This window comes from Pseudomonas sp. 22526 (assembly GCF_052044735.1).
GTDB classification, from domain to species: Bacteria; Pseudomonadota; Gammaproteobacteria; order Pseudomonadales; family Pseudomonadaceae; genus Aquipseudomonas; species Aquipseudomonas piscium.
The window spans coordinates 265852-278422 of record NZ_JBQENK010000003.1 but is presented as its reverse complement, the minus strand read 5'-3'; the positions used below and the strand labels follow the sequence as shown (position 1 = coordinate 278422).

The 12571-nt window shown below is 62.2% G+C and carries 9 protein-coding genes; 5 read left to right on the top strand and 4 right to left on the bottom strand.

Annotation, left to right across the window (positions count from 1 at the left end):
- Positions 1–45 precede the first annotated feature (45 nt).
- Positions 46–2715: a DNA gyrase subunit A gene (gyrA, locus tag ACTJKT_RS06110; RefSeq protein WP_009050168.1), complete on the bottom strand. Its 2670-nt coding sequence runs from the start codon at positions 2713–2715 to the stop codon at positions 46–48.
- Positions 2716–3070: 355 nt separating this feature from the next.
- A complete protein-coding gene (gene mtnA / locus ACTJKT_RS06105) occupies positions 3071–4147 on the bottom strand; it encodes an S-methyl-5-thioribose-1-phosphate isomerase (protein ID WP_097304601.1) in 1077 nt (358 codons plus the stop codon).
- 108 nt (positions 4148–4255) lie between these two features.
- On the opposite strand from mtnA, the gene ACTJKT_RS06100 reads away from it, so the two are divergent.
- The 5 genes from ACTJKT_RS06100 to ACTJKT_RS06080 all read left to right on the top strand — a co-directional run bounded on the left by ACTJKT_RS06100 (position 4256) and on the right by ACTJKT_RS06080 (position 9100).
- On the top strand, positions 4256–5587 hold the full coding sequence (locus ACTJKT_RS06100) for a TRZ/ATZ family hydrolase (RefSeq protein ID WP_440786496.1): 1332 nt from the start codon (positions 4256–4258) through the stop codon (positions 5585–5587).
- Positions 5588–5651: 64 nt separating this feature from the next.
- Entirely contained in the window at positions 5652–6350 is a 699-nt protein-coding gene (gene ubiG, locus ACTJKT_RS06095) for a bifunctional 2-polyprenyl-6-hydroxyphenol methylase/3-demethylubiquinol 3-O-methyltransferase UbiG (protein WP_007932212.1), read from the top strand.
- A gap of 4 nt (positions 6351–6354) precedes the next feature.
- The gene (gene mupP, locus ACTJKT_RS06090) at positions 6355–7026 is read left to right on the top strand and encodes an N-acetylmuramic acid 6-phosphate phosphatase MupP (protein WP_025805554.1); all 672 of its coding nucleotides are present in this window, start codon (positions 6355–6357) and stop codon (positions 7024–7026) included.
- Positions 7027–7064: 38 nt separating this feature from the next.
- A complete protein-coding gene (locus ACTJKT_RS06085) occupies positions 7065–7805 on the top strand; it encodes a YciK family oxidoreductase (RefSeq protein ID WP_169914542.1) in 741 nt (246 codons plus the stop codon).
- Between the two features lie 368 nt (positions 7806–8173).
- On the top strand, positions 8174–9100 hold the full coding sequence (locus ACTJKT_RS06080; RefSeq protein WP_274319695.1) for a GGDEF domain-containing protein: 927 nt from the start codon (positions 8174–8176) through the stop codon (positions 9098–9100).
- A gap of 37 nt (positions 9101–9137) precedes the next feature.
- On the opposite strand, the gene ACTJKT_RS06075 is transcribed toward ACTJKT_RS06080, so the two are convergent.
- Entirely contained in the window at positions 9138–9890 is a 753-nt protein-coding gene (locus ACTJKT_RS06075; protein WP_219736159.1) for a TenA family transcriptional regulator, read from the bottom strand.
- Positions 9891–9968: 78 nt separating this feature from the next.
- Positions 9969–12428, bottom strand: coding sequence for an EAL domain-containing protein (locus ACTJKT_RS06070; protein WP_440786495.1), 2460 nt, complete (start codon positions 12426–12428; stop codon positions 9969–9971).
- Positions 12429–12571: the final 143 nt, after the last annotated feature.

Below are 12571 nucleotides of genomic sequence, written 5' to 3'. Positions count from 1 at the left end.
TCACGGTAGCGGACAGAGCAAACACTCTGCCCTGCTACGATTTATTTAGTCTTGCGACTCTTCTTCGCCTGCGGCGTCAGCCTGCTGACCTTCGACGGCATCATCCGAGTCAGTCGCCGCATCCAGCACGGCGCCCTCGAGCACCTCGCCATCTTCGTCTTCCAATTCGTCGCCTTCGACTTCGGACGGCTCCTGAACCCGCTCCAGGCCTACCAGCGTTTCGTCGTTGGCCAGCTTGATCAAGGTCACGCCCTGGGTGTTACGGCCCAGGCTGGACACTTCGTCGACCCGGGTGCGCACCAGGGTGCCCTGGTCGGAAATCAGCATGATTTCCTCGCCGTCGAGCACCTGAACCGCGCCGACCAGACGGCCGTTACGCTCGTTGCTGACCATGGCGATAACGCCCTGACCGCCACGCTTGTACTCAGGGAACTCGGTGATCGCCGTACGCTTGCCATAACCACGCGCCGAAGCGGTGAGAATCTGGCTGCCTTCTTCCGGGATCAGCATGGAGATCAGCTTCTGCCCTTCCGGCAGACGCATGCCGCGCACACCGCGGGCGGTACGGCCCATGGCACGAACGTCGGATTCCTTGAAGCGAGTCACCTTGCCACCATCGGAGAACAGCATGACTTCGCGCTCGCCATCGGTGATCGCGGCGGAAATCAGCACATCGCCCTCGTCCAGTTCCAGCGCGATCAGACCGACGCTGCGCTGACGGCTGAAGGATTCCAGCGGGGTCTTCTTCACGGTGCCGTTGGCGGTCGCCATGAAGATGTAGTGACCTTCGGTGTATTCCTCGACCGGCAGCATGGTGGTGATGTACTCACCGTCATCCAGCGGCAGCAGGTTGACCAGCGGACGGCCGCGGGCGGCACGGGAAGCTTCTGGAATTTCGTAGGTTTTCAGCCAGTAGACCTTGCCCTTGCTGGAGAACAGCAACAGCGTGGTGTGACTGTTGGCCACCAGCAGGTGAGCGATGTAGTCCTCATCCTTGACGCCGGTCGCCGACTTGCCTTTACCGCCACGACGCTGGGCCTGGTACGCAGCCAGCGGCTGGGTCTTGGCATAACCGCCGTGGGAAATGGTCACGACGCGTTCTTCTTCCGGAATCATGTCGCCCAGGGTCAGGTCGAGACGGGCATCGAGGATCTCGGTACGGCGCACATCGCCGTATTCGGCGCGAATCACTTCCAGCTCTTCGCGGATCACTTCCATCAGGCGCGTGGCGCTGTTGAGGATGCGGATCAGCTCGCCGATCTGGTTGAGGATCTCCTGGTACTCGGCCAGCAGTTTTTCATGCTCGAGGCCGGTCAGGCGGTGCAGACGCAGTTCCAGGATGGCCTGTGCCTGCTCTGGCGACAGGAAGTACTTGCCGTCGCGCAGACCGTATTGCGGATCGAGGTTCTCCGGACGGCAGGAATCCGCGCCGGCGCGCTCGACCATGGTCATCACCGCGCTGGATTCCCAAGGCGTGCTGACCAGCGCTTCCTTGGCTTCCGACGGGGTCGGCGAGGCCTTGATCAGGGCGATGACCGGGTCGATGTTCGACAGGGCAACGGCCTGGCCTTCGAGAATGTGGCCACGTTCACGGGCCTTGCGCAGTTCGAACACGGTGCGGCGGGTCACCACTTCACGGCGGTGACGCACGAAGGCTTCCAGCAGGTCCTTCAGGTTGAGGATCCGCGGACGACCGTCGATCAGCGCAACGATGTTGATACCGAACACGCTCTGCAGCTGGGTCTGGGCGTAGAGGTTGTTGAGGATCACCTCCGGCACTTCGCCACGGCGCAGCTCGATCACCACGCGCATACCGTCCTTGTCGGACTCGTCGCGCAGTTCGGTGATGCCTTCGAGTTTCTTCTCCTTGACCAGCTCGGCGATCTTCTCGATCAGGCGCGCCTTGTTCAGCTGGTAAGGCAGCTCGGTGATGACGATCTGCTGACGGCCACCGACCTTGTCGATGTCCTCGATGATCGAGCGGGCACGCATGTAAATGCGCCCGCGACCGGTACGGTAGGCTTCGATGATGCCTTCGCGACCGTTGATGATCGCCGCGGTCGGGAAGTCCGGGCCCGGGATGTGCTGCATCAGCTCATCGACGGTCAGCTCCGGGTTGTCGATCAGCGCCAGGCAACCGTCGATGACTTCGCCGAGGTTGTGCGGCGGAATGTTGGTCGCCATGCCCACGGCGATACCGCTGGAGCCGTTGACCAGCAGGTTGGGGATCTTGGTCGGCATGACCGCGGGGATCAGCTCGGTGCCGTCGTAGTTCGGCACCCAGTCCACGGTTTCCTTGTGCAGGTCGGCCAGCAGCTCGTGCGCCAGCTTGGTCATGCGCACTTCGGTGTATCGCATGGCCGCCGCGTTGTCGCCGTCGACCGAACCGAAGTTACCCTGGCCGTCTACCAGCAGGTAGCGCAGGGAGAATGGCTGGGCCATACGAACGATGGTGTCGTACACCGCGGTATCACCGTGCGGGTGATACTTACCGATCACGTCACCGACAACACGGGCAGATTTCTTGTACGGCTTGTTCCAGTCGTTACCGAGCTCGCTCATCGCGTACAGCACACGCCGGTGCACGGGCTTCAAGCCATCGCGCGCATCAGGCAGTGCCCGCCCGACGATTACGCTCATCGCGTAGTCGAGATAGGACTGTTTCAGCTCGTCTTCGATATTGACCGGGAGGATTTCTTTGGCCAGTTCGCCCATGAGAAGCCTGATTCCTTTTTCTGGTGAAACTTCGTCACATCCATATGGGACGAACGAAGCTCGCCGCTGCAGGCCTAGTGCCATGCACCGACTTACGACAAATCAACAAGTTATGCCATGGATTTGCGCAGTGAAGGCGGTCACTTCGGACCACCTTGGAAACCGCCGGATGTTATCACAATCGCTGCCACGCACCTATCCCCCTGATGCGCATGGAGCATAGTTAGTTGACCGGTGACAGGCTGATAAGAGACGAGAGAAGCTCAGAGACAGATTTCGCACTTAAATGCGGATTTTTTCCTGGACTAACGGCCACCCTACGGCAGCCATCAGCGAAAACTTTTGCAAAATGCCCTCAATGCAGGCGCTTGCGGCACATCAATTGGGTCATTTTCGCGGTGTCGGGACGCTCGACTATGCCTTTCTCGGTGACGATGGCGTCGATCAGGTCCGCCGGGGTGACGTCGAATACCGGGTTGTAGGCCTCCACATCCGCCCCTACCCGCTTGCCGCCGAGCTCGAGCAGCTCCTTGCCATCACGCTCCTCGATCGGAATGTCGTCGCCGCTGGCCAGAGCCATGTCGATGGTCGAGCTCGGCGCGACCACCATGAAACGCACGCCGTGGTGCATCGCATTGACCGCCAGCTGGTAGGTGCCGATCTTGTTCGCCACGTCGCCATTGGCGGTAATGCGGTCGGCACCGACGATCACCCAGGTCACGCCCTTGGTTTTCATGATATGCGCGGCAGCGGAGTCAGCATTCAAGGTCACCGGGATGCCTTCGTTGGCCAGTTCCCAGGCGGTCAGCCGCGAGCCTTGCAGCCAGGGACGGGTTTCATTGGCATACACCCGCTCGACCATGCCCTCGATAAAGGCCCCGCGAATCACCCCCAGGGCCGTGCCGAAACCGCCGGTCGCCAGGGCACCGGTGTTGCAGTGGGTCAGGATGGCCTGGGCATTGCCCTGATGCCTGCGGATCAAGTCGACACCCAGCTGGGCCATGGTCAGGTTGGCTTCGCGGTCGCTCTCATGGATGGCCAGGGCTTCCGCTTCCAGCAGCGCCAACGGGTCGGCGTGGTCCTTGAGGCGTTCCAGGCGTTCACGCATGCGGTTCAGCGCCCAGAACAGGTTGACCGCGGTCGGGCGCGAATCGGCGAGCAGCGCGAAGTCTTCTTCCATCGCCGCCTGCCAGTCGCCACCGGCGGCAAAACGCGCGCGCGCCGCCAGGACCACTCCATAGGCGGCGCTAATGCCGATCGCCGGCGCACCCCGCACTACCATTTCGCGAATGGCCTGTGCGACGCCGGCCGCGCTGGTGTAGGCGATCCAGCTTTCTTCGAAGGGCAAAATACGCTGATCGAGCAGATACAGGGCGTCATCCCGCCAATCGATGGCCTTCACCTTCTCCGCAGCCAACAGTCGATCGCGCATCCCTCACCCCGCACTCATGAACAAAAGCCGCCGATTATAGCGATCCCCCGGCGAAGACGCTCGGGTATACTTCGCCATCCTCCACAAACGCCCTGGAACCGATCTTCGATGCCGAACCCTGTCGTTGCGCTCGACCTACTCCTGTTGCCGACCTGGCTGGTGCCTGTTGAACCGGCCGGCGTGGTGCTCAAGGAGCACGGCCTGGGTATCCGCGACGGGCGCATCGTGTTCATCGGCCCGCGTGCCGACGCCTTGAAGCTGCAGGCTGCCGAGGTCCGCGAGCTGCCCGGCATGTTGCTCAGCCCCGGCCTGATCAATGCCCATGGTCACGCGGCGATGACCCTGTTCCGCGGCCTGGCCGACGATCTGCCGCTGATGACCTGGCTGGAAAACCACATCTGGCCCGCCGAAGCCAAATGGGTAGATGAAGCCTTCGTCCGCGACGGTACCGACCTGGCCATCGCCGAACAGCTCAAAGGCGGGATCACCTGCTTTTCCGACATGTACTTCTTCCCGAAGGTGGCCAGCGAGCGCGTGCACAACAGCGGCATTCGGGCGCAGATCGCCATTCCGATCCTCGACTTTCCGATCCCGGGCGCCCATAGCGCCGACGAGGCCATCCGCCAGGGCGTCGAGCTGTTCAGCGACCTCAAGCATCATCCGCACATCAAGATCACCTTCGGCCCCCACGCGCCCTATACGGTCGGCGACGAAAACCTGGAGAAGATCCGGATCATTGCCGAAGAACTCGATGCCTCGATCCATATGCATGTCCATGAAACCGCCTTCGAGGTGGAGCAGGCCGTCGCCCGGCACGGCGAGCGGCCCTTGGCCCGCCTGGCGCGCCTGGGCCTGCTCGGGCCGCGCTTCCAGGCCGTACACATGACCCAAATCAGCGATGACGACCTGGCTTTGCTGGTAGAAACCAACAGCAATGTCATTCATTGCCCGGAGTCGAACCTGAAACTGGCCAGCGGCTTCTGCCCGGTGGAACGGCTGTGGCAGGCTGGCGTCAATGTTGCAGTAGGCACCGATGGGGCCGCCAGCAACAACGACCTGGACCTGCTCGGCGAAACCCGTACTGCCGCACTGCTAGCCAAGGCCGTGGCAGGCTCTGCCACTGCCCTGAATGCTCACCAGGCGCTGCGCATGGCCACCCTAAACGGCGCGCGAGCCCTGGGCCTGGAGAGCGAGATCGGCTCGCTGGAACTCGGCAAGGCCGCGGACCTGGTGGCCTTCGACCTGTCCGGCCTGGCGCAGCAACCGATCTACGACCCGGTTTCGCAGCTTATATATGCCACCGGCCGCGATTGCGTGAAACACCTTTGGGTCGCCGGCAAGCAATTGCTCGACGACCGGCGCCTGACGCGCCTGGACGAACAACAGCTGCATGCCACGGCGACAGCCTGGGGCCGGCGTATCAGCGGCCATACCGAATAGCAGGAACCCTCGAGCCCCGGCTCGAGACCGACAGCAAGCATTTTCCAGATTCAGAGGATTACCCATGAGTAACGTCGACCACGCCGAAATCGCCAAATTCGAAGCCCTCGCCCATCGCTGGTGGGACCGCGAGAGCGAATTCAAGCCGCTGCACGATATCAACCCGCTGCGGGTCAACTGGATTGACGAGCGCGTCAACCTGGCCGGCAAGAAAGTCCTCGACGTCGGTTGCGGCGGCGGCATCCTCAGCGAAGCCATGGCCCAGCGCGGCGCCACGGTAACCGGTATCGACATGGGCGAGGCCCCGCTGGCGGTGGCACAGCTGCATCAACTGGAATCCGGGGTGAACGTCGAATACCGGCAGATCACCGCCGAAGCCCTGGCCGAGGAAATGCCCGAGCAGTTCGACGTCGTCACCTGCCTGGAAATGCTCGAGCACGTACCGGATCCGTCCTCGGTGATCCGCGCCTGCTTCCGCATGGTCAAGCCCGGCGGCCAGGTGTTCTTCTCCACCATCAACCGCAATCCGAAGGCCTACCTGTTCGCCATCATCGGCGCCGAATACATCATGAAGCTGCTGCCGCGCGGCACCCATGACTTCAAGAAATTCATCCGTCCTTCCGAACTGGGCGCCTGGAGCCGCGACGCCGGCCTGACCGTCAAGGACATCATCGGCCTGACCTACAACCCGCTGACCAAGCACTACAAGCTGGCCGCCGACGTCGACGTCAACTACATGATCCAGACCCTGCGAGAGGAATAAGCCCATGCGTATCAGAGCAGTTCTTTTCGACATGGACGGCACCCTGCTCGACACCGCGCCGGACTTCATCGCCATCTGCCAGGCCATGCGCGCCGACCGCGGCCTGGCGCCGATCGCGGACAAGCACATCCGTGACGAAATCTCCGGCGGCGCCCGGGCGATGGTGGCCGTCACCTTCTCGATGGACCCGGAGTCCCCGGGCTTCGAGGAGCTGCGCCTGGAGTTCCTGGAGCGCTACCTCAAGCATTGCGCGGTGCACAGCAAGCTGTTCGACGGCATGGCCGAGCTGCTGGCCGATATCGAGAAGGCCAACCTGATCTGGGGCGTGGTCACCAACAAGCCGGTGCGCTTTGCCGAGCCGATCATGCAGCAGCTGGGCCTGGCGGAACGTTCCGCCCTGCTGATCTGCCCGGATCACGTGAAGAACAGCAAACCCGATCCGGAGCCGTTGATCCTGGCGTGCAAGATGCTCGACCTCGACCCGGCCAGCGTACTGTTCGTCGGCGACGACCTGCGCGACATCGAGTCGGGCCGCGATGCCGGCACCAAGACCGCCGCCGTGACCTACGGTTACATCCATCCGGACGACAATCCCAAGCACTGGGGCGCCGACGTGGTGGTCGACCATCCACTGGAACTGCGCCAGGTCCTGGATCAGGCGCTGTGCAGCTGCTGATCGGCCCAGGCTTTCGCTTCTGATTTCCCGAGGTTTTTATGTTTGATTATTCCGCCCGCCCCGAACTGCTCAAGGACCGGGTCATCCTGGTCACCGGCGCCGGTCGTGGCATTGGTGCCGCTGCCGCCAAGACCTACGCCGCCCACGGCGCCACCGTACTGCTGCTAGGCAAGACCGAAGCCAACCTGACCCAGGTCTACGACGAGATCGAAGCCGCTGGCCATCCTCAGCCGGTGGTGATTCCGTTCAACCTGGAAACCGCCCTGCCGCACCAGTACGACGAACTGGCCGCCATGGTCGAGGCCGAATTCGGCCACCTCGATGGCCTGCTGCACAACGCCTCGATCATTGGTCCGCGCACGCCGCTGGAACAACTGTCGGGCGAGAACTTCATGCGCGTGATGCAAGTCAACGTCAACGCCATGTTCATGCTGACCAGCACTCTGCTGCCGCTGCTCAAACTGTCCCAGGACGCCTCGGTGGTGTTCACCTCCAGCAGCGTTGGCCGCAAGGGCCGTGCCTACTGGGGCGCCTATGGCGTTTCGAAGTTCGCCACCGAAGGCCTGATGCAAACCCTGGCCGACGAAGTCGACGGCGTCGCACCGGTACGCGCCAACAGCGTCAATCCGGGCGCTACCCGCACCAGCATGCGCGCCCAGGCCTACCCGGGGGAGAACCCGAGCAACAACCCGGCCCCCGACGAGATCATGCCGGTCTACCTGTACCTCATGGGGCCGGACAGTGCCGGGATCAACGGCCAGGCATTCGACGCTCAGTAATCCTTTCTTTGGCCGCGGCGGAATACCGTCGCGGCACTCCTTTCCCGCCAGCCTCAACTCTGTCATCGCCAGACAAATGCCACCCTTGGCCACGCCAAGATTCGGCACTGCCAGCCAACCCGCTGAATTCAAACGTGTTTTATTCAGATGACGCGAATGGCACGACTTTCGCTCTGATCTGCCTCGGATACGCGGCGTACTGGCGAAACTCGGCGGCGATCGGGTCGGGGCTTATAACGGACCGTAAAGCGGATTAGACTGTGGGCACTTTGTCCTGCGGGACTGATGGAACAGTATGACGTGCAGCCCTGTGCCGCTCTCACCCAGCCAGTAAGACTGCATTACGTGCTCAGGGGGGCTCACGCCATATGAAAACACCGACCCAGACCAACGCAATTGACTTCGATAGCGCCAAATTGCAACGCCTGGGCTTTGGCCAGCAGTCACCACTCCTGCAACGCCCGGTCAGCCTGGCCCAGTTGCGCCAGCAACTGAGCCTGCAATTACAGACCAGCCTGGAACCGCAACGCATTCTCGGCCTGTTCTTTCGCGAAACCCAACGCCTTGTGCCCCTGGATGCCCTGGTTTACCAGCACAAGCCCAGCGACCTGCGCCTGGAGTTCGGCCAGCGCGGCCACCACTCCATCAGCTACAGCCTGAGCCATGAAGGCGAGTCCATGGGCGAGTTGGTGTTTCGGCGCAATCAGCGTTTCAGCGACCAGGAACAGGGGCATCTGGAATCCCTGCTGTCCGCCCTGCTTTACCCGATGCGCAATGCCCTGCTCTATCGGGCCGCGACCCGTAGCGCCCTGCGCGATCCCTTGACCGATACCGGCAACCGGATCGCCATGGACCAGACGCTGCAACGGGAAATTGAAATGGCCCGCCGCCACCTGCACCCGCTGTCGCTGCTGATGCTGGATATCGATCACTTCAAGAGAATCAACGACAGCCACGGCCACAGCGCCGGCGATGAAGTGCTCAAGGCTGTTGCCGCGGCCATCAAGGCGCAGTTGCGCAACGTCGACATGGTGTTTCGTTTTGGTGGCGAGGAGTTCCTGATCCTGCTGTCCAACACCGGCCGCGATGCCGCCGCCATGGTGGGGGAACGGCTGCGCCAGGCAGCTCAGGCCAAGGATTACTGGGCGGATGGCACATTGATCGAGCTGACGGTCAGCCTGGGTTGCTCGACCCTGCTGCCGGGGGAGTCAGCCGAGAGCCTGCTGCGCCGTGCGGACAGTGCGCTGTACGTGGCCAAGCGCGAAGGTCGCAACCGCCTGGCGATGGCTGGCTGAGAGCATGGCTGGGGCCGCCTCCATCGGAGGCCGCCACTCAACCTTCGACCAGCGCCATCCGCTCACGGGCTGCCGGGGTCTTTTCCTGTTGCATGCAACGCTCCAGGAACAGGTACATGTAGTCATAACTCTTGCAGATCGCCTGGCGTAGTTCGCCCTGCAAGGCTTTGCTCGGCTTCGTGCCGGCCAGGGTGCAGATGATTTCCAGCGCCTCCCAAGGATGCGCATCGTCGTACTGGGCATGCATCTTCAGCCACTTCATCGCCCGCTTGCGCTCTTCCTCGGGAAAGGCCGCCGCATACACGCCGTTGGAGCAGACCAGCGCCGACCATTCACCCGTCGCCCCCTCGATTGCATAGTTAGTGGCGGCAATCGCCACGATCAGCGAGTCGGCGGAGCTGGTGTGCCAGCACCAATGACTCAAGGCATGCAGCTCCGGAGGGACCTGCTGCGCCTGCAGGTCTTCCAGGCTCACGCCATGGGCGCGGCTCCAGTTCACCCAATAATCGGCATGATTGAGCTCGACCCGAATATTGCGCATCAGCCAGCGCCGCGCCATGTCCTCACCGGGGTGACGGGCAAAACGGGTCTTGGTCAGGTTCTGCGCCATGTACAGGGCGAATTGCTCGACAACCGGCCAGCCGCCGATCAGGTACTGGCGCATGGTCTTGTTGCTGAGCTTGTTGTCGCGCATGCGCTGGTAGAGTTCGTGGTCGACCACGCGGCGCTTGCTCTCGCTGCAATCCTGGATCAGCTGCTGGGCCCAGGCCGGATAGCTTGCAGCGTCCATGAGCGGACCGGTTCTGTTGAATGCGTCGATCACTGTCGGGGCTCCTTTTGATGGTGATGGTACGGATCAGCGAGAGATTCAACGGAACGTGCCAGGAGCCTTGAATAACAGAGGCTGTGGTCGTGAAGGCCGACACTGCAGGCTGTCGCAGGTAAAGAGTTGCGGGCGCTCGATCAGGTAGCCCTGAGCGTAATCCACGCCAATCTCCAACAATGCCTGCTCAATCTGCGGTGTTTCGACAAACTCGGCAATCGTGCGTTTGCCCATCACATGACCGATATGGTTGATCACCTCGACCATCGCGCGATTGATCGGGTCGTCCAGCATATCCTTTACGAAACTTCCATCGATCTTGAGGAAGTCTACAGGCAAATGTTTGAGATAAGCGAATGACGACATTCCCGCGCAAAAGTCGTCCAACGAGAAATGGCAGCCCAAGCCCTTGAGCTCGTTGATAAATCGAATCGCACTACCGAGATTGGAGATAGCGCTGGTCTCGGTGATTTCAAAACAAATCAGGTCCGGTGGCACGCCATGGACGATGAACTGCTCGCGCAGGAAATCCAGGAAGGCCTCGTCACCGATGGTCGCGCCCGACAGATTGATCGCACACATCGCCAGGGGCCCTTCGCGCTCCTCGCGGATGCATTCGGCGATGATCTTGAACACATTTTCCACCACCCAACGGTCCAGAGAGGTCATCAGGCCGTAACGCTCGGCGGCCGGGATGAAGCTGTCGGGCAGGATCATCCGCCCGGCCTCGTCGTGCAGGCGCAGGAGAATCTCGATATGCCCGCCGAGCCGGTCCACATGACCCAGGGCGGCTATTTCCTGGGCATAGAGACAGAAGCGGTTTTCCTCCAGGGCCATGTGCAGGCGCTGGACCCAGGCCATTTCACCGAACCGCAGGGACAGCTCCGAATCGTCCGCGTGATAGACCTGGACCCGGTTGCGCCCTTTCTCCTTGGCCATGTAGCACGCCATGTCCGCGGCCCGCAGCGAGGCTTCGAGGGTGGTCGGGGTTTGCGCCACGTGCACCAGGCCGATGCTGACCGTGGTGACGAAGGGCCGGCCCTTCCAGACAAAATGCAGGTTCTGCACCGTCTGGCGCAGGCCCTCGGCGATCTTTTCCGCCGCTTCCGGCGAGCAGTTCTCCAATAGGATGCCGAACTCGTCGCCACCCAGGCGCGCCAGGGTATCGCCCTCGCGCAGGCCCGACTGGAGCAAGGCGCAGATATGCCGGAGCAGCTCGTCCCCTGCCGCATGGCCGCAGGTGTCGTTGACCAGCTTGAACTGGTCCAGGTCGAGGAACATCAGCGCATGCCGCCCCGGTTGCCGGCTCAGGTTGTGCAGCGCCTGTTCCAGGCGGTATTCGAACTCGCGACGGTTCGCCAGGCCGGTCAAGGCATCGTGGGTCGCCTGCCAGGACAGATTGGCGATGTACTGGCGCTCCTGGGTCATGTCGTGCAGCACCAGCACCGTGCCGCTGACCTTGCCGGCGTTCTGGATAGGCGCGCCGACCAGGGTCACCGACACCGTGCTGCCGTCCAGGCGCTGGATCAGCTTCGAGTGCTCGCTGCCGCCACTGAGCTGGCCGCTGAGGATGTGCTCGATCAGGGTGAAACCGTCGGCCTGGGCATTTTCGTCCAGCAGGTTGAACAAAGCCGCCAGCGGCAGCCCCACGGCCTGCTCGGCCTTCCAGTGGGTCATTTCCTCGGCGGCCGGGTTCATGTAGGCGATGGCGCCGTCCACGTCGGTGGTGATGACGCCGTCGCCAATGGATTGCAGGGTGATCTGCGCCCGCTCCTTTTCCAGCTGCAGGGCACTGGCGAACTCATGACGCTGGGTCAGCAGCTTATGGGTGCGCAGCAGCGCCAGGACAATCAGCCCCAGGGCGGTGGCCAGGTTGGTGATCAGCAACAGCCGCAGAATCACCCGCGACCCCTCGCCCAACGCATCGCTGAAGGCCTTGGCCGCGGGCGTCACGCCATCGTTGATGGCGAAAATCTGGTTTTTCCAGTGCTGGATATCGGCTTCGGAGGCCTGGTCGCTGGTAATGCCGCGGTGCATTTCATGGGCTACGTTATCGAGCTGCACCAGATAGCTGTCGCCCACGGTCCACAGGTCAATGGCTTTTTCCAGGTAGCTGAAATGGCGGAAGTTCAGGTACAGCCAGATCACACTGTCGCTGTCGTCGGGGTGGTTGCCGCCCTTGAGGATCCCCGCCCGCGCGGCCTTCAGGTCAGGCGGCTGCTGATCCAGGGCAACACGCAGCTCATGCCCGCCCTGGGGCACGGCAATGGCGTTCTGGTACTTCAGGAAGATCGACTCGTCGCGGCTGTCGGCGTAGAGATTGAGGTAGTAGATGGCGTCCTTCTGGCCCTTGGACCAAAGGCTCTCTCCGGCAACGTAGCCACGTACCGCCGAAAGGACATATAAGCTGAGGCCCCCCAGCAGCGCTTGAAACAACACCACCGCAATAAATGGCCAGACGATGCCCAATAGCCGTGGCGTTCCGAGAGTCCGCTTTTGCTTCATGAGGTCCCTTGCATAAGCACTGCCAGATGAACACCCGAGAAAATACCGCTCCTGACAGCACAGACTAGGCTAATTTCCGCGGCTTCGAACGCACAGACCGCGACGTTCAAGCACGATGCCGGTCGAGACACGACAGGGCCGTG

Coding starts and splice junctions, on each gene's coding strand:
- gyrA (WP_009050168.1), bottom strand. CDS start 2,715: ATGGGCGAACTGGCCAAAGAAATCCTCCCGGTCAATATCGAAGACGAG.
- mtnA (WP_097304601.1), bottom strand. CDS start 4,147: ATGCGCGATCGACTGTTGGCTGCGGAGAAGGTGAAGGCCATCGATTGG.
- ACTJKT_RS06100 (WP_440786496.1), top strand. CDS start 4,256: ATGCCGAACCCTGTCGTTGCGCTCGACCTACTCCTGTTGCCGACCTGG.
- ubiG (WP_007932212.1), top strand. CDS start 5,652: ATGAGTAACGTCGACCACGCCGAAATCGCCAAATTCGAAGCCCTCGCC.
- mupP (WP_025805554.1), top strand. CDS start 6,355: ATGCGTATCAGAGCAGTTCTTTTCGACATGGACGGCACCCTGCTCGAC.
- ACTJKT_RS06085 (WP_169914542.1), top strand. CDS start 7,065: ATGTTTGATTATTCCGCCCGCCCCGAACTGCTCAAGGACCGGGTCATC.
- ACTJKT_RS06080 (WP_274319695.1), top strand. CDS start 8,174: ATGAAAACACCGACCCAGACCAACGCAATTGACTTCGATAGCGCCAAA.
- ACTJKT_RS06075 (WP_219736159.1), bottom strand. CDS start 9,890: ATGGACGCTGCAAGCTATCCGGCCTGGGCCCAGCAGCTGATCCAGGAT.
- ACTJKT_RS06070 (WP_440786495.1), bottom strand. CDS start 12,428: ATGAAGCAAAAGCGGACTCTCGGAACGCCACGGCTATTGGGCATCGTC.